Raw genomic sequence first — 22,365 nt, 5'->3', positions numbered from 1 at the left:
CTACCCAAACAACCAAGCTTTCACTTGGTCATAATTTTCTAAATACAAAGGTCTGACTAAGGGATTACTTTCCCTTATTTCCTTATCTATAAGATGATACTGAATATAATACTCAGCCATAGCAGCTCTAACTTCTACAGTGAAGCTATCCCCCTTTCCTTTGTCCATCATAATTACCTGTTTCTGAGATTCAGTTAAGGCGGGTTGCGGCGCGATTTTCAGTTTAATCATGGTCATCCAAGCTTCATCTTGTTCATACTGAACCTCAGACGGCTCATTCAGTTCCGCAGCAGTGATTCTACCAAGATGAAAGTCTCTAAATTCACTACGATATTCATCATATGCTCGGCAATGCCAACGAACACCACTATCAGCTAATGCAATAGGATGAATAATCCTTTCGATGCCATTGGGGTTGGTTAGAGAGTAATAAGTAGCCTTAACTGATAGCTTCTTGTTTATAGCTTGAGTTACAACCCTAACTATTTTTGGGTCAACGTTTCCAGTATGTAAAGGACCAAAATCGACAGCCAAAGCTCCCCAGTAATCGGATTTATATACTTGACTATTAATCCTTAAAAATGCCACATACTCCTGCCATGTTTCATCAATATAGTGACAGGTGAAACTAGAAGTTGGCTCATACTGTTTTAAGCTTTTATTATATTTCAATGAATTAGGATATAGGTCCCTATATTCCGTGAGGCTTTTAGTAATATTGCTAATGGTGACTTTAAATAATTTTGCCAACGTTGAAGCGTTTACAACCCCTTCCCAATACGCAAACATCTCGATTGCTTTTAGTCTTACTTCCTTTGTATTTAATCCTCCATTAATCATATGGTTTCTCCCACATTTTTAATTAACTTCAGGGGAACACCATGCGTGATTAGGTGTTCTTGTGTTATGGCCAACTTGTTATTTTCTAGGTTCTTTAAAACTTCTCTAATTTCATAGGGCGTATCAGGAGAGTTAAGTCTTCGTGTTAACTGTTCAAACTGATTCCCAAACTCCTCCAGCTTTGATTTGGCAATCACATCCTCAGGAAGTATGCTTGGAATGATCAGGTCGATCACTCTATGTTCAGCGAGCTTTAATGCCATGTCTATTCCCGCAGCATCATAGTCAAAGAACACTCCAACCTTAGTGTCTGGCCGAACTTTGCAAATTAACTCGTTTAAGTATTTTTGATTTTTACCATAACCGCGAAATACGGCGATGGCACTTTGATATTCAAGCGGTAAAGAAGGAATGACTAGTTCCCAATTTGTTATGAGTTCCCCATTTTCAACGATGATTAACTTACTTATCTTAGTGACATCAATATCGCGAAGCTTCATGGAATAGACAATATTTGGCTGTGCTTCGATTGCGTCTTTAATTCCAGGGATGATTCCTCTGCCCGTCATTGAGAGCATCACTTCAAAAACGCCTCCAGATGCCCATTTTTCATTACTAAAAAAGGAGGAAGCCTCAAGCCTAGTTTCCACATCTAAATCGATGTCTAAAATTGGCTTTCCCAATACCTTGTTAAAATAATTTTCTATTTCAATTAGGTTTGATGGTGTGAAATATATTTTTTTATTTCTGATTATGCCAATTTCGAGTTCTTGAACAATTGCACGCAGAACAGCCGATTCGCTGATTTGACAGGGAGATCTTCTGATTAAATTTTGGGCAGCTCTTATAGTCTTTTTATCTAGCTTCATGAGCAACCTTTCTGAAGAGTATGTCTTTGACATATATAGCCCCATCGAAAGGCGCTATAATTTCTCTAACTTCTTCCACCTCAGCTACTTTCAGTACTGCTTTTCTCTGGGCCTCAAAATAGCTCATGATCATCAACATCCAATCTTCTGGAGTAGACTCTACATTCAAATTATGAAATACAGCCATAGCGGATAGATCTTGGGTATACTCATCGTCGAAGATTGCATCAAAGAAAAACTCTACATTTTGTATGAGCGGGTCTAGCTCTTCAGCAATTTCTTCACCTCGACCATCTGTAATTTCTACCTTTTGCTCATCAACTCTTAATTCTAAGCTGGAACTCTTTGATTTTTTTAGAGCCGAGACCGCCGCATTAATTAAGTGCTCTTCATCTTTTGCACTTTCCAAATCGGCGAAACCGCCTAGAGAAAGCTTATCCGCAATTGAGACACAAATAGGCAGATCAGACAAAGCTGAAATGCTAGGCCTATAGCCTGGCTCTGATACATACTTGTTATGAAAGGAGTCGATAAGTTTATTGAGCTTTTGAGCGCTTTTATCTTTCAATAACTTATCCAGCATTTTTACGAGTTTACGATTGCTGGCTGCCAAGTCTTTTAAGCATTTGTCTACATGCCCCTTAAGCGCTTTCATCAGTAACCTTTCAAGTTGGAGATCTAGTCCAACCCAATCACTCATTTTTTCAACACTCAGTTGAGCAAATACTAGGTTTAGTTTGGTAATTTCGTCCTTACATCTCGTAGTAAGTTTAATTTTTTCATCGATATCAAACGCCACGCTAAATTCGTCACCAATAACGTGATGGAACATATTTACTGTCTCAGTGAGTGTGTCCATGAGTTCCATGACGATTTCTCTTGTCTCATCAAAGAATCTTTCTCCATCATTAAATCGACGTGACTTTGCTTGTTTATAGCTTTGAATTGAATTTTCTAAATCATCAATTAATCCAGAAAAAGCACCATGCCTCTCTCTAAAGCGGTGCCTACTAGTCACATGATCGAGTAAACCGCGAACTTTACTATGGAGCTGTACTCCTAGGGACTCATCCAAGTAATAAGCCAGTCTATTTTTGCGAAGAGAGTCAATAACCTTCTCATTTTCTGGTGAATCTTCAATTTGCCCTCTAGCGACATAGCAAGACTCATCTACGATCTCTACGTGTTTATTAAGAGCTCGAATTGCAGCCTTTGAATCTTCTTTTCTTCCCATTAAAACAACTCCGTTTGTTGCTCTACAGATTCTTCCTCCTCGAAGCCGTCATACATTCGAATAAACTCTAGCTGATCATAAATCAGTGACCACTTTGCAGTAGCTATATACACTGAACCCGTATTACCAATGCTAGTGAAGTACTTTTCATTTTCTAAGAAGTTTAAAATAGAACGTAGCTTTGACTTCACCTCTGTAGATTTCTGCGCTCGATTAAATTGATGAGCAATATTGTCCAACTGCAAGTTAAGAGAAGAGGATTCCTCTATTGCTGACAACAATTCGGATTCATGTAACCTCATTCCTGCTTCAATTGGCCTAGACTCATTACCAGCATTTCTGACGAGCCTTAGCCAATTGATTAGGCCTTCCAAATTTACGATGACATTTTCAAAATGTCGTTCGACTGCATTTCTCTTTTTTGTTTCTTCAATGGAACTAAATACGCAGTAAAAACCTTTCTTATCTCTAGTTCTAACTACCTTTCGACCTATTCTATAGAGAAAATTATTAATGCTTTCTTCATGTCCCGAATTATCTAAATAAGCGAAGCCCTCTGGATTCGTGACTTCACAAATAATATTTTGACTCAGAAGCTCCTCTACGCAGTTCTCAAAGCGACTAGACATTAGCTTGCTCCTGTTCTTTTTCAGCTAATAGCTTAGATTTAAGCGGATTCTTTTTCTTAGCTTCGTTAGATACATATTTCTTAATTCCAAGATTTTTATCCACATGATTTTTCGTAGAAAAATATCTAAGAAGAACAACTGAAGGGTTAGGTTGGGCACAAAACAATGAGATGTTATTCTGATCCATAAAATCAAATAAAAGCATCACATTTTCATCTGACAATTCTCCAAGCTCATCTAAAGGCCAATGAATGGTAATGTTTCTGTCTTTACATAAATAACGAGTCATTCCACAGAAAACTACAATCACTGCTAGTTTGGATATACCGGTACTGCTTATATTCTTAAGATCTGCGTCTGTTCTGATATTTACAGGTCGACCATTTTCCGTCATAGAGATATCAATATCTACCAATGAGTCTATTGAGCTAGAAATTTTGCTTTGTTTTAGCTCCGCTATTACATTGGAAAATGCCACAATGAACTCTTTTTCAGGCAAGCTTTCTCTTCCTGTTTCTCCCCATTTATTCCAAGCACTATTGAAGCTCCTGAGATCTCCCCAAAGGTCAAACTCATCGACTTTGGATACCAACTCCACTCTAATATTGTCTAATGCATTAAAGTTATTTGAAGTGTTAATCTCTTTAACCAGCTTCGAAGAAACATTTTTAACTTTTCTTTTTAGGCCATCGAGAGCTTGATAAAAGCGTATGTACCTTGCGCCCACAGTTTTTATTGACTCTAGTATTACTGCTTTGATGTCTGGTATCGACTCTTCAATTAGCCTCTTTACATCAGTAACACTTTCAATATGAAATTCTTCCGAAAATTTATCATGAGGAGACAACGCTATACGTTGCTCTTCCATGTTTTTCCAGATATGTAATACCTTATTGTTGGTACTGCCTGTACTCAGCAGTATGTCGCCAACTTTCTTAACAGCAGAACTGATTTTATGTCTAAGTTTATTAATTGAACTCAAGCATTCTTTCGAAGATTCAATCAGTAGTTCTAATGGGAATGATTCATCTAATTGGATTGGCTGGTGACCAATAGGAATCTTTTGTGTATGTAATTCTATAGATTCAAGAATAGAAATAATCGCTTTCTCTTCCTTTTCGAGCTTATCGTGCTGTTCGGCGAGGCTCTCAATATCATCGGTCAGGCTTTTTCTTGTTTTTTCATATTGCTCTTTTGCTAACTCAAGCTCTCTATGAGCCACTGAAGCCTTATCTAATAGGGCAGATAGCTGACTCTCGTAATTTTCTAATTTAACCCAAGCCGAACTTTCCCATAACCTATACTCCGAAATTTCCTTATCAAAAGCCTTAACTTCTCTATACTTGCTTTCAGATTGCTCTTTTCTTGTGCGGGCGGCATCAATTGTTGTGGGATCTATTTCCTTTTTCTTTAACTGACTATCGAAAGCAGCTTTTAAGTCGTCTAATCGTTTTTTTAGCTCTTCTTGGCTATTGGTAATAGAGTCATTTTTGACAGAAATCTCTTCCCGTAAAAGACCTATTTCTGCCGATGCATTTGCCCTAAATGCAAGCTTGTCTTCCTGAAACTTAGCAGTTTCCACTTCTTTAATATTATTTGTTTCTAGCTCAAAGCTTTCGAGTTTTTTAGCCGACACTAAAATACTTACATTTATTTCTTTCTGTCGGCGTTCGATATTGCTATCGATTCGCTGTTTGGTCTTTTGTTGAAGCAAAGTACAAGTTTCTATTTCTTTCTTGATACGATGCTCTTCCCTCACTAAGCCATCAGCCTGTAGTTTTAACTTCTCGATTGATTTATTTTGATCATTCGCTTTTTTCTCAACCGCACCTATATCAGACTTAATATTTTCTATCTCTCTCCCTAACTCCTCTCTTCGTTGATTCAAAATATCATCAGATAAAGCTTCTTCAGGAGGCACTACATTTTCTAGGTTTATGCATAACCCAAATATGCTGTTTGTTTCAGCATCATCAGATACTTCAGGAGATAGTGTTCTGAAAGATAATAACTCGGGTCTCAAGACCTTACCTATAGACTCTCTCCAATCAACTATATTTTTATTAAGAAAGCTTCTTACGGTCCCATCGTCTGGATTTAACTGACGTGTTATTTCAACTCTTCTTTCTTCAGTATCTTCCAACTTTTTCTTTAGTCTTTTGATTTGCTGAAGCAAGTCCTCCCTAGCCACTTTTGCATCACGAACTTCAGCTTCACAAGTCGACTTTTTCTGGGCGATGTCGTATATAACGTAATTTTTTAAGGATTCAACTTTACTATTTAACTCTTTTAACTCCGAATCCTCAGTGTCTGTATACTTCCCTGCAATTTCATACTGAACTCGACAATTGTTCAATTCCTCAGACAATGACTTACTCAAGAGTGCTCTATCTTCGCTAACAGCTTCCATCTTTGAAGCAAATTCATCGCTCTTCTCTAGTAGCCTTTGTTCAGTAGCCACCTCAACTTCATGTAGTTTTTGGGTCAAGTCAGCAATTTTCTGGGTTTCAGCTTTCTCAAATTGTTCTGAAGCTTTTTCTACTTTACGTACATTTGCATCATAAGCTTGCGTCTCAGCGCTAGCTGAATCGAGCAGCTGCTTAAAGTGTTCGGCATCTTGCTCTGCTCTGAATTTAAACGCCTCTAATGAACCATACTCAGAAAGCTTCGTGGCAATATCGACTTTTTCATCCCACCTTTCACGCTCATCGTAAATACTATCGATAAGGTTTTTCTTCGTTTCAGCTTGATTGGTTAGCTCTTGGAATGTTGTGTTGAGCACAGAAGTATCTTGGTTGTATTTTTGTTGTAGTTCACTTCTCTCAGATTTTAAACTTGAAATTCTCTTTGCCGCCTTCTCAAATTTATCTTTAACAGTGGCTAATTCCTGTTGAAGACTAGCTTGATAAGCAAGTAAGTAACTCCATGATTCTTTTAATGCTTCATATTGGTGTATGGATTCAGAAAACTTATCTTTGTGCTTATCTAATTCAATTAATGATTCAATACTACTCACATACTCTGAGTCGTCTTTGTGATAAGGGGCCTCTCCGATTTCAATCTGATCTGTAAGAAAACTATCAACCACCATAAGTTTAAATTGAGCTAACAGTTTGTCATGTCTCATCAAAACCGATGCCAATGACTCAATATGCCTCATTTGTGAGTCATGAGTGCATAGAGAAAATTTATGAGCTTCCGGTGCCAAAGACGCTTGTGCTTTTCTTTTAACCCTTAAACGTTGCTTGTCGTTTTGTATGACCGAGCGATAGTCAATACTGGTCGAAATTTGCTTTGAAACATCAAAGCTGCTTGCAACTACATCTTTCAACCAGTCTTTAACACTTGCAACTTTGTTCAAGGTATCTAATGTAACTTGATTAAACAGCGCTTCATTAGCTGAGCCATCAACAAACCTATAAGCCACTGCATCACGAGATCTATACAATACTGCACATTTGAGGCTACCTTCCTTCTTATACTCAAACACAATCATAGATAATTTTGTTGGCAAATAATGATCGACGAAAGATAACTTCCCAGCGGCCCTATCAACTACTTTGCTCGGCTCCATCCCATAAAAAACAGGTATTAAACTAAGTAAGGTTGTCTTACCGGCTCCATTTCCTCCAGTGTTATTTGTATGCCCCAAGCATTCAACTGGAGTTAGCCTACCTTTGAAGTATGAATGATGAAGATAAATTTGCTCTAACCCAGTTTCCATTTAAACACCCAGAATACATGTACATCGTTTTAATATACACCAAAACAATATATATGAAAGCTGTTTATTTGAACAGTATAATTTTTGAACATTTTGAAAAATGAGAACCAATAGTTACAACGCATCAAACTTGCCTAGAACCTTAATGAATAACCGCCATGTATCACTGGTTCGTTGTTTCTGACCTCGCTCACAGCCGAATTTCGTAAAAGTGCCAATATTAGAAATTTATCTATAATGAAAACATTCAACATACTTTAGGTTCTTATTCATGATTTTAACTGTTGGTAAAAATAGAACCCTCCCTCTACCTGATGAACTGTTAGAGGATGGCAAACTAAGCATCGGTGATATTTTACTGTGCACAGTCATGGAAGATAATCGTTCAATTAAACTTGAAAAATTTAAAGACCAAACATTAAGCGATGAACAAATCAAAGCGCAAGGTTCGTTGGCTAGGATCGAAGTATTGAACCCAAAATATTTTGAATAGAGAAGTCTCGCATCCAAAGCTCGCGTGTATGTTAATGACTTGCTATGAATCTTTTTGTATCCCATTTTATTGAATTTAGCCTTGGTGTCAGACTAAATCCGCTCTGGAACATTCCATAATGTCACTAATTTTTAAGATTAGTTTTCAGTTGGGCTAGGCTTAAAAGTTGCCGCTAACTCTCCACTGCTGACGTTAAATAGCCGCAATGCAGCGCGAGCTGAAGATGGCGATTCAATACGAGCAAACAACTCTTCAAATTGCATTGCATCTCTGCGCTTTTCAAGTTGTTCTATCAAAGCAGGCTCACCATACTGATAAACATCTGGAATATTGAGGTTGATGACTTTGTCTAAGAAGCGCTGACCAGTGTATTGCTCGATACGGCGCACATGTTCGTCTTCCATAACAAACACAACATCAGACCATTCGAGCAGCTCTTCACTGCATAATGTTGTACTGTTTCGCTTGCACTCTTTCTCACTCAAACCCGCTGAGCGATAGACGCGTAGTGGGTCTTTCACAGCAAAGTGGTCTTCAGCTGTCTTGCTGCGATTTAAATTCGATGTACATAAAAATAAGATATTCATTTTATGAATTCCTCTATCAGACTCTAGGCTCGCTCAGCCGCTTTTTGGAATAAACGCTGTGTCTCATCAAATAATGATGCGACATCTTTTTCTTTGAGCCAAAACGGAAGCATTAAATGTACAGTCGGAATATGTGCTTCAGGGCATATCTCAACATGAAGCACCTCTACTGCACCGTCTTCAACCATGCCGGACAGTGTCCGAAGCAATCGACGCATAATGAACACAAACTTATCGTCCACCAGCAAAGGGGTGTAAATAAGAACATTCGGAGAATGTTCACGAAGGTGCTGTTCAAGTGCAGTCGCATACATATGAGCCCCCTATAGCGATAAAAAACCTTCTATATAGAATGAGACAAAAAGAGGGAAAAATCTCGGAAGTGTCACTTAAATCTCGGAAGTGTCACTAAAATTTCGCAAAAAAATTGTTTAATGACTTTTTACGAACAAGCAGCAAAACGATTAAACACTCAAAAAACGAAGCTATCGCAATCTAATTAGTTCAAGTCTGTAAAATTCCCCATTAACAAACTTGAATAGCAGTAAAATCAGAGGAGAAAACCCATTAAACATAACCACGCATTATGAGCTATCCCCCATTTTTGATAAGTTGAGAGCAAATTAGCCGCAAACAGTCCATTTTCGATAGTTCTCTGTATTTCCAATGTCACTCTTTAAAACCGAAGAAACGAATACTCTACAAACAGAAAACACATGCAACAGGCTTCATATAATAAATTGATTTATAAACCAATTACCAAAATTTACAGTTTTCCTGTCAAGCACTTTTTCTACCATTTTGGTTGCAAAACAAGCAAACTAATAGCCTAAATCAATGACTTAGCAAATTCATGCTTGCAATTTTTTTTGAAAACCGTAGTCTCTTATTTGGAGACAATAAAACATGTTTTTGGTGAGAGATAGGCATTAAAAACCTATTAATTAGCTGTTTGAGTTGCTTGTATCTTACTTAACTGGCTTTCTTCGCAACGCAGTTGCGGAATAACAAGATTAATTGATAACAATAAATAACTGTCTACCAATTTTAAAAAAATTACATTAGACCTCTGCTCCTTGGGCAATCAACATTTTAACTACCTAAAAACCGTTTTTTTCTTGGAACCGCCTCAGGCAAGCTGTCGTATAGCCATTCATGATCATTTTTATATAACCAAGCATAACTTGCTGAGCTCTCGCACCTAATGTCTTTGCGGGTGTTATATTTCTGTATTGACTCCATAATGTTTTGTCGATGAGTTTGACGGGCTTTGAAATAACGGATTTTCTTCCTTAGCAAAACTAGCTCAGGGTTACATGACAAAACTTGCTCAACCGCTCCTTTTGAAACTCCAACTTTTTGTGCAATAGATTCTGTAGATTCACCGGTAAATAATTTTCGCCAAATGGTACGTCTCACTAAATCATCTATAAATTGGGTTCTTCTATCAAAATCAATCTGATTAACTTGTGCCAATTTCTTAACGTAACCATGACTCACCTTACATTCGGCGGCAATACTTCTAATACTGGAACCTTTTTCCAATAATTCGATGATTTGCGCATCTGGCTTTTCTTCAACCTCCACTTGGAGCTGACCCTTTCTCATAGCCTCTGTATTTGGTTTGCAAGTATCGTCGAAGTCAAATGATTGGCTGAAAGACAAAAAGTCTTCTAGTGTGTCGAATAGATGCCCAATAATTAATAAGTGTTTTAAAGGGTGCAAGACCTTATCTCGCCCATATATGGCATTCGCAGGAAACTGCCAAGAATTACTCTGAGCTAAAATAGTTTTCACTTGAGCTGCATTACCTATCGGCTTCCAGTATGCCCTTAAGTCGGTTCGCCACCGTTTTAACCTAATACGAACTGTATGATTCTGAGTCGCTAGCTCTCTTTCTAATAACCTTCGCTTATATATATCCTTTAATGTTTCAAATGACCAAGCTGGGATTTTGAGTTTGAAAAGATCCTCACTCAACTGAGAAATTTTTAAAGCCTTAAACTCAGCATCAATAAAAGTTGTATTTATAGTAGGTGGTAACAATAGTTTTTTTCTATTTGTAAGTACGCTCATCAATGAACATCCATGATGAGTGCATGCAAGTACACCGGGTAATTGATGTTCAACATGCCAATAGATCCAGCCAAATTTCATCTCATCTTGTTGAACACACAATGGGCAAAACTTTAATACACCTTCACGTTTAATGCGATTAGCCGTTAGCGACATTTTGGATTCTAAGTTCATATCACCACCAAAGGTCAGCAATCTCTCTGTCTGTTTAATTAAATTCAGGGGCATAAAATGTCGATACGCCGGAAATACGGTGTGGTTATTTATCAACTGTATGGTAGGGACACCTGACAGCTCAGAAATGCGAGGTATAAAGCTAGGAAATTGGGCACTCCATTGTTTTGAAGTACAATCAAAATAATTAGCTAGCGAAGAACTTATTGTGGGATAACCGTCACTCAAACAGTGACGAATCAGATAGCTATATATCGTCTCTCCGGGAAGAATTAACACAAGACTTCTTCCCAGTAACGTTTAAAGAGAAGGCTTACCAATGGTGTGATTTTATCATTATTAAATACGAAGGAGCTTACTCTAAATGCAGGTCGTGTTGACTGAGGTTTATTGTTACTTAATGGAACAAGGTGATTTGAGAGCGTAAGTTTATCAAGCCATTGATTAAACATTTGCTGCTCTCTAAAAATTTGCTTTCGTTCAGCTACACTCCAAAATCGTTTTGCTTGAAAAATACCGTAGCGCTGTTTAAAGGTTTTCTGAATAGATTGGCGATTCAATTCAAAGTGACCGGTTAAAATGCCATCTGCGGCTTTTTCTATCCAAGTATCAATCTCACTTTCATTACGCTTGGCGTTCATTATCTTTTTGCAACAGGGACAGGAACCCACACTCATTGCCCTTTTAAGAATGGACGTCCAAGCAAAGTCACAATGATTACATTTAGACAGCAACAATTGTTTATGAATACTGCAACGCTTCTTTAATGAAAATTGATGTTCCACATGCCAATATGGAAACCCATATTTATCTTCATCCTCTTTGGCACATTCTGGGCACCACTTCCAGCCCTTGTGGACTTGTTCGAGTTTCTCGTATGGAAGTCGTAACAGCTCAGGCTGTTTTAACTGCTGTTTGAGTAATTCATTCAAGTCCATACCGGCTAAATGTGAGTAAACATTTAATAACGTGTTCTCTCTAGCGATTTTTTCATAATACTTTGGCATGTATAACGACAAGATGTCGTTATACACAGGCCTCCAAAAACTATTATTGCCTAATATACTTACAGCTGGAGATATTCTTTTAGCTACTTTTATATACTCCTTCGGGCCCTGCAACACCGCATAACGCATTAAGCAACTTATTAAATGTTCATTAAGCATCGGCGCAGGAAAGTTTGGAATGGTCATGCCTACTGCCTTTTGTGTTCATTGCTTAAATCAGGAACTTCTTCGCGCCGTTGCTTAGGAGCTGATTCACTTTCCTCCGCCACCCAAATGCAGTTATTAGAATCATCTCTAACTAATAAGCTTTCCAATAACTTTTCATTACCGGTTTCCCCCAAGCGCTTCAACGCCTCACTCAAAGGACCAAATTGCTCAATAAACACAGCCTCTAATAAATCTTCTTCATCCATGTCATCTATACTCAAAGAAATACGATGATATAGCTGCGCTAAGCGTGTTATCACAGCTAACAACCCAGCAGTTAAAGTCGCCACTTTAATTTTGAATGAAGTGCTGAAGCCTTCAGGGTTACGGCTAAGAGGTTGCGGGAAAAACGCAGAAAACAAGTTTTCAAAAAGCTCTGAGTCCACGGGAGCTAGTTCAAACACGTAAATTTGATCTGAGTATACTCGTCGAGTTGTAGTGATTGTGTCTAGTTCTGGTGAAGACAGTGCTGGTTGTGCGTCAAATAACTTAAGTCCTTCCGGTGTACAACTAATCATAGTCGGCACTGAGAGTTTATTAAATAACGCTTCTATTGCTTGTAGAGTTATGGAGTTTCGGCCAGAGCCGAACTTCAACATGAATTGCATCTCGTCTATATGTATAAAACCAATGTTATATTCTAAAATTAAAAGCTGTATTGCCGCATAATGATGTTCGATACTTTCAGATTTTCTCCCTTTCCAATCTTTGTAATAATTAGTGCCTATTGCCATGTCAATCGCTCTGAAAAATGCCAAAGCTAGTCCCTTTGGAGAATCACTTGCAGGCATATCGAAGCTTAACCATACAATCTGAGTCAGTCGTTGAGGGGTGTTGTCGAACTCGGGATGAATAATTACCTGTGGTATAGCTAATAAAGTACGTCGAATAGTAGTCGTCTTACCGCTGCCCGAAGGTCCTGTGACCACAGCGTTATTAGTGGAGGTAAGCGGGCTCAATGGCGCTACAATCAATTTTTCGTATATGGCGTCTTTATTCTTACCCTTAGATAATTCTGATAGTTCACGCTGAAACCTCGCCAGTTCAGGCTTACGAGGATCTCTATTGACATAACCAAATAAAATGGACGACATGATATCTTCATACAACTCGATGGACCAAGGGTGAAGAACATTGATACAGCTTAAACGTCGAAGGACCGTTTTTTGGTAAACTTTAGAGAGTTCATGAATATTTTCAGGAAGCTCAGGCACAAAGGGGATTTCATTGTTCAGTTGATTCCAATCTTTAACCTGAATTGCTCTGATTAATGGATTCTGGTTAAGCCATTCATCAGGATGGTCTTTATAAATAGCGTGTTCAATTAACACCGGGGTCGGAAAAGCTGGGTCAAAGAATTTCATTTACTTCTCCTGTTTATGTTTTGCAGAGGCTTGCAGTCGCGAATTTAAACTTTGCCGTTTTTTTGTTTTTTTAGGCTCAGCTGATACTTGATTGGTCTCGGGAGTCTTTGTAGTACTGTTAGAGGAATAATCAGACTCTATTTTTGAAATAGCCTGCTTATTCCGTTTATCAATATTGGCCTTATCAACCTTCGACTGCTCCTCTTTCCGCTCTTGAATACCTCGCTGACGAGATTTGACGGTATTTTCAGGCTGGTGTTTAATTTGCTCTAGATTTTGATTTAAAAGTACTTGTTGAAAGTGAGCTTTTTGCAATTCATGTTCGGCTTTTTTGCGCTTCGCAATATGCACTTCACGAGCTTCTTCTATTTGTCTGATTAATACAGCTTCCCAGCATTGATCTTTATAGCGCCTACTTTTGTCTGCTTTAATTTTCAAAGCAATGACTTCATTATCTGGTGTTTGATACCATATTGTATTTGTTGAAGTTCTAGACCACTTCACTGAAATAGAGAAGCGTCCAAAATTCTTTGCTTTGAAATACCACTTTACTTTATGTGCATACGGCGATGTGTAGTAAGCACCGTTAAAGTACACGCCTTGATCTGTCACCGAGGCTTCAGCTTCAGGTAGGCACGCTAACCGAATACGTCCCTCATCTTCTGATACAGTTGGCCTTCCACCAGCCATTTCCTCTTCTAGAAAGTAATCGTAAATGGCCTGAGGGGAGAAACCCACATGTGACTTTGCTGCTTTAAAGTCATGGTGCTCTTTTCTAATCGCCGTATGGTTGTAATAAATGACTTCACTAATTATTGCGCAATAAAGCGTATCCAAATCCCATACTGCATTTTGTGAAGGATCTTGTTCTTCGCGCCTGACTTCATAAACAGCTCCAGGCTGATAATGAATAAAGCTATCATTTAAAACACCAAACTTCCTTTCAGAAACCGCCTTTGCGACCCCCATAAAGCTTCTAGTTTTTTGCCATTCATTGATCCCAAGATTCGCTTTTAATAAAGATGATATATTGCCAAGAGAGTATTCACCTCCATTGTCTGAATTCAAAGAACAGCACAAGTGATGACAAGGCCAATCATTAGGGCCTATTTTTAATCCGTATCGGGCAGCAAATGAAACTTTGTCCATAAATGCATTCACTAGAGCTTCTGCTGCTCCAGCCCAATCAGGCCCATGAAACCCTATATAGATACCAACTATGCAAGTAGAAAAAACATCCACAACTACATACAGCACTGCTCGCCCCATCGATAACCGCTCATTATCCGAATAGGGGTATCGAATATGGATATCCATGCTAGTAGCATCTATTTCATATAGGTCTGTTGGACCGATTAAAAGCCCCCATGTAGAACCACTTCGCTCAGCATAATCTTTATCGAAAGTAACTTTGCCTTTTGATGCAATGATTTTGTCTTCTTCAGTCAGAAATTTTTGGAAATGGTAATAAAACTGACCTTCTGACAAACATTCATTATCGTTGTTCCATACTAGTTGTTTATTCGTTCCGTAAGGAGTTTTCTCATCGATAAATCGACACTCATTTTCCCGCCGATACATTAACCTTGCCCGAGAAGTAATATTTTTTCGATTAGAACTAAGAGCAGCTCTAACAATTTTTTTAATTTTCTTTATTTCTTTTTGGGTGATGCCTGGAGCGACAGAATAGACAGGCTGAGGTTTGTGGCTCGGTAACTTGGACGGTATTGTTTTTCGTCCTCTCTTTACATTACTCTCTCCACGCTCTTCAGGGATGAAGTAATTACTGCCACAGTTTTGATAATCAAACGGTAAAAGTGCATTATTCACGCAACCATATGTAATATAACGATTCAGTTGACGATAATAATTACTCGATTTTTTCCATTGGCTACAATTACTTAATAGTTCATTTATCTGTTGACCTACACCGTTACCATAAAGATATTCACGCACAGTTTCTTCATTCAATAATGAAGAAATATACTTGAGCTTTTTGTCGCGTTTTTTTATCCAGTTATCTTTTCCGTTGGCTAGCAACTTATCATCATCAAAGTTAATCCATTTTGGTAGCATCTCAATGGTGCGTTTTAATTTGTTATCTTTGATGTACTGAGCAAAATCATCGAATTGGAAAACAGTTGGTTTACAGATTGGTTTTTTATCTTCTAAGCGTACCAAATCAACTACTGCGACTTGCGCTAAATTTTTTGCTACATGACAAACTTTAAGCTGGATAGTTTGGTTAACATCGCTAAATACTTCATTAACGCTAAACATTACATGTTCACCGCTAGAGGCTCTGATAGCCTTATGGGATATTCAATATTAAGATTAAATTCATGGTGAAATGCTGCAAACTGAAAGATAGCCTGAGCATCCCGAAAAGAGGTGCCTAAACACTTGCACACATTATTTAAGTGCTCTTCTAACCATAATCGAGGATTATTCAAATAACTTTGGATAAAGTACTCTTTGAACCGTTTTAATTCTGCATGCTCAACGTTTAAGTCATGCCGCATCTGAAACCAAGTGATATTTTGAACCGCGATTTTTGATGAATCTCGCTCGGTTCTTTGAACAAACTCAACACCTTTTTCATCCCAATAAGATTTTTCAATTAAGGCCTTTTGCCAGGTTCGCCAACTTTTCCGCACAACCAATTGATCATTTACATATTCATAGATTACATCCCAATACTTGAAATTAGCCGCCTGCTGATAAACTTCTCCGGTTTCTAAATCTACCCGGTCAACAAGTAGGTCAGTGGTCATAATGTAAAGCTCTTTAGTCTTCCAGTTTCGGGGATGAATAACCTGTAAAGACTCCGCAATTTCTAAGGTTTTGGGTAAATGAAGAGGAAACTGTTCACGAATTCCAACAACATCAGGTTGGTAAATTAAGAATTTATAAGCATTGGCCTCACCATCAGAGAGAAGGTGAACGAGGCGCTTCTGAATGGGGCAGTGGTATAGGTGACGACGACTGATCGAATTTACATCATCGACTTTAACAAATGGTTTGTAGTACTGGAGTGGATGTTCGAACTTGCCATTACGAGCTTCATCAATTCGCTTTTTCCATTCTCTAAGTTTAATTAACTCTTTTTGATTAATTCTGCAATTAACTTTACCCATACAACCTGTAGCCACCTAATATTTCTATAGCTAAACATATATATGAGACAAAACAAAAGATCAAAAATAACAAATAAATTCAATCACTTACATAATATACCAATAAATATAAGGAATGTCATTTTGATATTTTCATGTTATTGATTTCACTTAGAATCGCGTTTTTGGCATTTTGTATTTTTATGGATTTTAATAGCTAATATGAATATAAATATTTTTTTATTGAACCAAATGTTCTAAAAGCTACTTTCCACTTATGAATAAATTTAAAACTTTTTCAAATTTTATCCTCCTAGAACTTGCTGAACACATTTATTGGATGTAATTTAGGCAAAGCAGGTGCAATTTTAACCAGCTACAATTTGATACAACACCTTACAAGTGTTTTTTAATCACCCTCGATAACCCGAAATGAATGAGGTGGAATATGACAACTAGTGTGTCTGCGCGTTCCTATAACGGCGTTTTTCAAGGTAGTTGTCGCCTGAGCTGTTAAGCTGCTTCTTTTTTATTCTCCGGATTTAACTCCACGCTTCCGATCTTATCCCAGTTTCTGGTCTCACCAGACCAACGACTTGGATTTCTCACTTTTGCCGTGGCATATAACTCAGTGCGCTTTGCCAGTATCCGTTGGTCTTCACCTGTGTGTCGCTGCTCTGGGGTAACGAATCTTATGCGGCTGTGGCGATGTTCTGTGTTATACCAGCGGACAAAATCGCGCACCCATGCTCGCGCTTCTTCCAGTGACTTAAAGCCTTCACTTGGCCACCTATGGCAGTATTTGATGGTGCGGAACAGAGATTCTGAGTAGGGATTGTCATTACTGACACCGGGGCGGCTACGCGAGCCGATAACGCCCATTTCAATCATCTTTGCTTGCATGGTCAGGCTCTTCATCGGACTGCCATTATCAGAATGTAAGATTATCTCTTCATTCATGCATTTCTCAGACCATAGCGTGCGTTCTAATAGGTTAGCGGCATACTCACCAGACTCACAGTCATATACTTCCCATCCCACGACTTTACGGCTAAAGATATCCATTATCATGTACAGATAAAAGAACCGACCAATGACTGTAGAGGGGCAGTACGATATATCCCAGGTCCACACTTCACAGGGGCCCTTAGCGGTAAACCCATCAGGTTTTGCCAGTGTACCTTTGGGTTTTGCTTTGCCTCTGTGGGTAAGCTGATTATTGGCTTTCAGTATACGGTAAAAGCTCGATTCCGAACCCAGATAAACTCCCTCATCGGCCAACATGGGCACAATCTGACTGGGCGGCAGACTGGCAAACCGCTCTTCATTGCAGATATCCAAAATGGCTTGTTGTTCTACCTTAGTTAACTTATTAGCAGGCGTCGGCCTGACCGCCTCCTGGCGCATATCTGCACAAATCCCATCCGCGTCACGCCAGCGTTGTAACGTGCGCAGGGATAAGCCGATGATGTCACAGGCTTTGTGCTTTCTGGCCCCCGCGCTAACGGCTTCATCAATCAGTGAAACATAGTATTGCCTATCTGAGAACGTGGTTAATTGTCCTCGTCTTCCCCCCAGTAGGCATTTAACTTTTTTCTGAGCACCAGAAGCGCAGCAGTTTCGGCTAACGCTGCGTCTTTTCGCTTTAGCTCTCTCTCCAGCTCTTTAATGCGCTTCTTATCCGCTTTACGTTCCTGGGCCTGCTGTTTACGCTTATCCGTCTCGGATTGATTACCAGAGATACAGCTATGTTTCCATTGCTGAAGTTGCTCCGGGAAGAGACCCTTTTTCCGGCAATATTCACTTACCTCAACTTCCGACATGGCAGCAGTCTCTATCACGGCAGAAAACTTCTGCTCTGCTGTCCAATTCTCTGGCGTATTACTTTTCGTCAAACTGAAATCGGCCTCTGTATACTTATCCCGCCAACCATACAAAGTAGACAGGCTAACACCTTCTCTTTGTGCGAACTGGCGTAATGATAAACCGCTTTCAATCAACTTACTAACCACTGCCTTTTTATGTTCTTCTGGATAATGTCTCACTCATACCTAACTTCCGCCTCCTGTTTAATGCTATGAAAAACTGAGGCGACAACTATCCTGACACAGGGGGATAATGCGATTATTGATGATACTCTCACCCAAGCGATCCGTTTAGGATTACAATCCCCAAAATCTCGTAAAACAGGTAGACGCGGTATCGCAGGTTTCTGCATGCTACAAGGTCCTACCGGAGGCGGCAAAAGCAGTGCCCTATACCGACATGGTAATGACGATGAGCTACCACCCGCACTCGAACAAATAAGTTCAACAAAGCACCAGTCCATTTTTGTCACCCATAGATGGAATATTCTTCATGACGTTTACGCTAATGTCATTAAGAGCAAGGATTCAACTGGTTCCGCCCTTACGGCAAGTGTTATCTACGCTCAGGATGAAAACATCATCTCAGCCCTACTAAGAAAGCCTCTACCTCATGAAGTAGATGTCAAATCACAAGATTTACCAGATCCTCAAAATACTTTAATAACCTTGAATGACAAGGGGTTGTTACCCCATGAAAAATGGGGATATTCAGCCATACAGAAAACCGCCCGTAAAATAATGCGTGAAGCAAATATATTGGAGAAAAACAGCTTTCAGTCTTCAGCTCCGTTAGGTAAATATTCGCGCCTTATGAAAAAAGATTTACAACGCTCTTGTGCACAACTTGAATTTATGCTGTTGAAAAATATGAAGCTTCTTGAGAATGAAGCTAAGAAGGCAAAAGAAAAATATGGTGATGACGCTAAATTAGCAGAGGTAGTGAAAAGTAAACTCGACGCCTTTAGAAGTAACGACTGGGTTCGCCGAATATTTCCAGGCATTGCATGGCATGATGATAAGCAACACCTGTTAATCATGACAACGCAGAAACTATTTTCTTCCTTTTACGATGGCGCACAAAAAGTACGTATATCGAGTAACGACCTAAAAAACCACGTTATATTTGTTGATGAATTTGATTATCAATCTGATGTACTTCAGCAATTACTTGCCCAGTCTCAACTGGTACATGAGCCGCCTGAATGCTTAGGGCAGCTACTTGATGGTGGTCGAAGATTACTTAAAAGGATGCTATTTGACGAAGATGGCAGAGTTCCCGAGATCAGAGAAAGGCTTACCAAATTATTAGATGATCTCGAAGATGAATTGAAAGAAAACAACATTAATTTGAAAGAAGACAGAGCTCTAGTTATACCAGCAGAGGACCATCTAGAAGGAAAATCATTTAAGTCTCAATATTTATTTCGAGCTGACCACCTGGTAACTAGCAGCCAACTTTCGATGACTCAAGCCTCACATGGATTCGCAGTAAAAGAAAGGCATTACGGCGACAAACTGACAGCTGACGAAATCGATATCGATAAATTCCTTCGACTAATGGAAAAATATATACGCCAGTTTAGTTTAATGCTGTCAGACTTTTCTTCTTCAGATGGTGAGGAACAAGATTTATTAAGAGAATTGAGTAGTTTACTGTTTGACGCAGCTAATGACTATCGCCCATCTCACTACAGCAGCGCTTTACCAAGCATGTCATTGTTCTCTTTACCACAAACTAGTTTGCCAGAGCTTAACAGTCTTCGAAAGAGCAATATCCTACCCAATACTCATGCAAACATATTTGGACTTACTAATTGGCAACTGAAGCAAAATGATCAAAAAAATGATCTAGACCGCTTGCGTATTCAGATCCGAAGAGCTTTCTTACCGACAACTCCCGAAGGATTATTACTTTCATTAGCCAGCCGAAATTTAGTATTTGGCTTATCTGCAACATCGTATATTGAAAGAGCCCTTGGTCATTTCGATATTCGTTGGCTCAACTCTGCATTGCGTTACATTGCAGAATGCCGAACGCCTGATATCCAGAAAAGCTACTTAGGATATGAGTTCAAAGATAAACCAAAAGACTGGAGTAAAAGGCCTATACCTTACTGCCAACCAGACGCTGATATACAACGTCAAAATAAAATGATCGCCTACCTGAGTGATAAAAAGGCAACACTACGACAAACCGACCTAGAAGTAACTGTTTCTGGTTTTGACGACCAGTTATCCCAACAGGAGAAAATCGACGTTCTTTCTAATTTAGTTCCCGAATTTTTTCAGGACTCCGATAGCAGTATTTCCACCAGCGCAAAGGAACATAGAGAAAGCACACTATTAAAACTTATCAATGTAATTGCAGTAGCTGGCACGAAAGAAAAGCATAAGGGCCAGCTCGCTTATGTAAATTCAACGAAATATTTTCGCAAATGGTTAATAGAAGATGAAGCAAAAGCTAGCCGCAACAGCATTCAGTGGCTATGTACAAACGAAAAAGTTGTCAAAGAATTCAACCAAAACAAGCTATTGGCTCTATTCAAAGATGTTTTCATTCCAATTAGTGTAAACGAACAAGACATCACTATCTGCCTACTAAACGCTGAATGCCAAAAACGTCCTGGATTTAAAGAAGCTTACCAAGCTGCATTTGATGCAGAATACCCTGTTCTAATTATTACCCAAACGGCTTCAGCAACCAACGGCATCAACTTAGACTTTAAACTGAGCAATGATAAAAGTATGGACCTTACATGTGTATACATACTTGAGTCTCGTCACTACTATTTTTCACCGCAGGATAACAGCGATGAAAATTTAGACAAAATGGCACATGCGGGTTATCAAATGCGAAATTTAGATAAACTTCGAAGGTACGGTGAAATTTCTAGAAAGGAGCATAGGAAATATATTTCAGCAGTAATGGATGGAACTGGTTACCAAATATCTCAGCTAAATAATTCTGTTTATAAAAAAGGCTCGGACTACATAAAAAATACGGCGGCAGACATACAGCAACAAGTTGGTCGTTTGGAACGAGTTTGGGATCATATTGGTAACGTTGAAATATACGTTTCGCATCAGCTGGCTCAAGACCTAATTAAATTTACAGCCTTGCCTTCTTATACTAACCATAGACAGATACTGAGTGACTTAAACCAAAAACTTCTCGATAGGCTAACTTCCATTGATGATGAATCTTCTAACGATTTTTTCAGTGCGATGTTTACGCCGAGTCAGACTGGTGAAAACGCTGTCAGTATTATTGATGATAAGCTAATTCCAGCAATTCGAAAGTCACGCGAGTATCCAGAAATTACGGATGACATAGCCAAACTTTGGACACAGTTGGGGCGTGCCGTGCTGCAACTAGATTATGCTTGGAACCCCAAAAGCTTTGTTTATGGAATTCATACACCATTAAAAGATTGGGCTTGTATTGAAAAGCCAACTCACAGCAGTTCATTCACAGAGATCTGGTACGATCCTGAAACATGGCAATTTTTCAGTGAACCAGGTAAGGGCCGCATCCCCTATCGACCAGACAGACTATACAGCTACATTCAGTCACACAGCGCCATCATAGATTGGTTCAACAAAAAGGGCTACAGGACATCAATGTATCCTATCGCTTGTGAATTAGAGGAGACATATGTCCTCCACCCTCGCATCACTCAGAGAATATTACAAGGAAGGTTGGGTGAAGAGGCAATACGAGCTTTATTGCATTCGCAAAGCGTGACCACTCACACAACCTTAAATAGCCAAAGTGTACTTGAGCTTTATGATTTTACAGTCTCAAAAACTGATTTTAGAGTAGATGCAAAATTTTGGGGAAGTGACAGCCTCGATAAAACTGATGAGCAATACCAAGAATGGCTAATAAATGGTGCTCAACCTGACAAAGCCCCACTTGGATTAATTAGTAAACTACAAGCAATTCGAAATGCGGAAGGCTTTGAAACCAAACTAGCCATACTCAACTTTGTCTGTACTGAGCATGATGCTTCACTTGTAGGATTTAACGAACAATTAAAGCAAGTTCCTGTTACTGAGGCGGACATTATCGTACTTAATGGCTGCATAGGTCATGATGCTAAAGATACTGTAACCACTGGCTTCAACCACTTTGTGGATTTGGTTTCTGAACAACAAAACAAGAAAGAGGACTAAA

At 39.0% G+C, this 22,365-nt stretch carries 15 protein-coding genes; 2 read left to right on the top strand and 13 right to left on the bottom strand.

Annotated features, from left to right (window positions below; translation table 11 throughout):
• Genes NH454_RS09600 through NH454_RS09580 form a run of 5 tightly spaced genes read right to left on the bottom strand, consistent with a single transcriptional unit; the run spans position 1 to position 7,296 of the window.
• Positions 1-840 (bottom strand): WYL domain-containing protein, encoded by an 840-nt coding sequence (locus NH454_RS09600; protein WP_253038868.1) that lies wholly within the window; start codon positions 838-840, stop codon positions 1-3.
• Positions 837-1,709 (bottom strand): hypothetical protein, encoded by an 873-nt coding sequence (locus NH454_RS09595; RefSeq protein WP_253038867.1) that lies wholly within the window; start codon positions 1,707-1,709, stop codon positions 837-839. The genes NH454_RS09600 and NH454_RS09595 overlap by 4 nt, the downstream gene beginning before the upstream one ends.
• On the bottom strand, positions 1,696-2,943 hold the full coding sequence (locus NH454_RS09590; RefSeq protein ID WP_253038865.1) for a hypothetical protein: 1,248 nt from the start codon (positions 2,941-2,943) through the stop codon (positions 1,696-1,698). The genes NH454_RS09595 and NH454_RS09590 overlap by 14 nt, the downstream gene beginning before the upstream one ends.
• Positions 2,943-3,572, bottom strand: a complete 630-nt coding sequence (locus NH454_RS09585; RefSeq protein ID WP_105174757.1) for a hypothetical protein — start codon at positions 3,570-3,572, stop codon at positions 2,943-2,945. The genes NH454_RS09590 and NH454_RS09585 overlap by 1 nt, the downstream gene beginning before the upstream one ends.
• On the bottom strand, positions 3,565-7,296 hold the full coding sequence (locus NH454_RS09580) for an ATP-binding protein (RefSeq protein ID WP_105174758.1): 3,732 nt from the start codon (positions 7,294-7,296) through the stop codon (positions 3,565-3,567). Before NH454_RS09580 ends, NH454_RS09585 begins: the two co-directional genes overlap by 8 nt.
• A gap of 271 nt (positions 7,297-7,567) precedes the next feature.
• Here NH454_RS09580 and NH454_RS09575 point away from each other — a divergent pair, with 271 nt between their 5' ends.
• Entirely contained in the window at positions 7,568-7,789 is a 222-nt protein-coding gene (locus tag NH454_RS09575; RefSeq protein WP_105174759.1) for a hypothetical protein, read from the top strand.
• A gap of 137 nt (positions 7,790-7,926) precedes the next feature.
• Here the strand turns inward: NH454_RS09575 and NH454_RS09570 are convergent, their stop codons facing one another.
• The 8 genes from NH454_RS09570 to NH454_RS09535 form a co-directional block, all read right to left on the bottom strand.
• A complete protein-coding gene (locus NH454_RS09570) occupies positions 7,927-8,376 on the bottom strand; it encodes a hypothetical protein (RefSeq protein ID WP_253038864.1) in 450 nt (149 codons plus the stop codon).
• Positions 8,377-8,399: 23 nt separating this feature from the next.
• Entirely contained in the window at positions 8,400-8,690 is a 291-nt protein-coding gene (locus NH454_RS09565) for a hypothetical protein (RefSeq protein ID WP_253038863.1), read from the bottom strand.
• Positions 8,691-9,468: 778 nt separating this feature from the next.
• Positions 9,469-10,905 (bottom strand): TnsD family Tn7-like transposition protein, encoded by a 1,437-nt coding sequence (locus tag NH454_RS09560; RefSeq protein WP_253038862.1) that lies wholly within the window; start codon positions 10,903-10,905, stop codon positions 9,469-9,471.
• Positions 10,899-11,819, bottom strand: a complete 921-nt coding sequence (locus NH454_RS09555) for a TniQ family protein (protein ID WP_105174762.1) — start codon at positions 11,817-11,819, stop codon at positions 10,899-10,901. The genes NH454_RS09560 and NH454_RS09555 overlap by 7 nt, the downstream gene beginning before the upstream one ends.
• A 2-nt stretch (positions 11,820-11,821) precedes the next feature.
• A complete protein-coding gene (locus NH454_RS09550) occupies positions 11,822-13,204 on the bottom strand; it encodes an ATP-binding protein (protein WP_105174763.1) in 1,383 nt (460 codons plus the stop codon).
• On the bottom strand, positions 13,205-15,484 hold the full coding sequence (locus NH454_RS09545; RefSeq protein WP_253038861.1) for a hypothetical protein: 2,280 nt from the start codon (positions 15,482-15,484) through the stop codon (positions 13,205-13,207). It abuts the gene before it with no gap.
• Entirely contained in the window at positions 15,484-16,341 is an 858-nt protein-coding gene (locus NH454_RS09540; RefSeq protein ID WP_253038859.1) for a TnsA endonuclease N-terminal domain-containing protein, read from the bottom strand. The genes NH454_RS09545 and NH454_RS09540 overlap by 1 nt, the downstream gene beginning before the upstream one ends.
• 492 nt (positions 16,342-16,833) lie before the next feature.
• A protein-coding gene (locus NH454_RS09535; RefSeq protein WP_235374360.1) for an IS3 family transposase occupies positions 16,834-18,365 on the bottom strand; the annotation gives its coding sequence in 2 pieces (ribosomal slippage) (positions 16,834-17,918 and positions 17,918-18,365; 1,533 coding nt in all).
• A gap of 171 nt (positions 18,366-18,536) precedes the next feature.
• Here NH454_RS09535 and NH454_RS09530 point away from each other — a divergent pair.
• Positions 18,537-22,364 (top strand): hypothetical protein, encoded by a 3,828-nt coding sequence (locus tag NH454_RS09530; protein ID WP_253038858.1) that lies wholly within the window; start codon positions 18,537-18,539, stop codon positions 22,362-22,364.
• Position 22,365: the final 1 nt, after the last annotated feature.

The organism is Pseudoalteromonas sp. Ps84H-4 (assembly GCF_024124645.1).
GTDB lineage: Bacteria > Pseudomonadota > Gammaproteobacteria > Enterobacterales > Alteromonadaceae > Pseudoalteromonas > Pseudoalteromonas lipolytica_C.
This window is presented reverse-complemented; position numbering and strand designations above follow the sequence as displayed.

What these genes read in the sequence shown, in the direction of transcription:
- NH454_RS09600 (WP_253038868.1), bottom strand. Translation starts at nt 840, where the DNA reads ATGATTAATGGAGGATTAAATACAAAGGAAGTAAGACTAAAAGCAATC.
- NH454_RS09595 (WP_253038867.1), bottom strand. Translation starts at nt 1,709, where the DNA reads ATGAAGCTAGATAAAAAGACTATAAGAGCTGCCCAAAATTTAATCAGA.
- NH454_RS09590 (WP_253038865.1), bottom strand. Translation starts at nt 2,943, where the DNA reads ATGGGAAGAAAAGAAGATTCAAAGGCTGCAATTCGAGCTCTTAATAAA.
- NH454_RS09585 (WP_105174757.1), bottom strand. Translation starts at nt 3,572, where the DNA reads ATGTCTAGTCGCTTTGAGAACTGCGTAGAGGAGCTTCTGAGTCAAAAT.
- NH454_RS09580 (WP_105174758.1), bottom strand. Translation starts at nt 7,296, where the DNA reads ATGGAAACTGGGTTAGAGCAAATTTATCTTCATCATTCATACTTCAAA.
- NH454_RS09575 (WP_105174759.1), top strand. Translation starts at nt 7,568, where the DNA reads ATGATTTTAACTGTTGGTAAAAATAGAACCCTCCCTCTACCTGATGAA.
- NH454_RS09570 (WP_253038864.1), bottom strand. Translation starts at nt 8,376, where the DNA reads ATGAATATCTTATTTTTATGTACATCGAATTTAAATCGCAGCAAGACA.
- NH454_RS09565 (WP_253038863.1), bottom strand. Translation starts at nt 8,690, where the DNA reads ATGTATGCGACTGCACTTGAACAGCACCTTCGTGAACATTCTCCGAAT.
- NH454_RS09555 (WP_105174762.1), bottom strand. Translation starts at nt 11,819, where the DNA reads ATGACCATTCCAAACTTTCCTGCGCCGATGCTTAATGAACATTTAATA.
- NH454_RS09550 (WP_105174763.1), bottom strand. Translation starts at nt 13,204, where the DNA reads ATGAAATTCTTTGACCCAGCTTTTCCGACCCCGGTGTTAATTGAACAC.
- NH454_RS09545 (WP_253038861.1), bottom strand. Translation starts at nt 15,484, where the DNA reads ATGTTTAGCGTTAATGAAGTATTTAGCGATGTTAACCAAACTATCCAG.
- NH454_RS09540 (WP_253038859.1), bottom strand. Translation starts at nt 16,341, where the DNA reads ATGGGTAAAGTTAATTGCAGAATTAATCAAAAAGAGTTAATTAAACTT.
- NH454_RS09530 (WP_253038858.1), top strand. Translation starts at nt 18,537, where the DNA reads ATGCTACAAGGTCCTACCGGAGGCGGCAAAAGCAGTGCCCTATACCGA.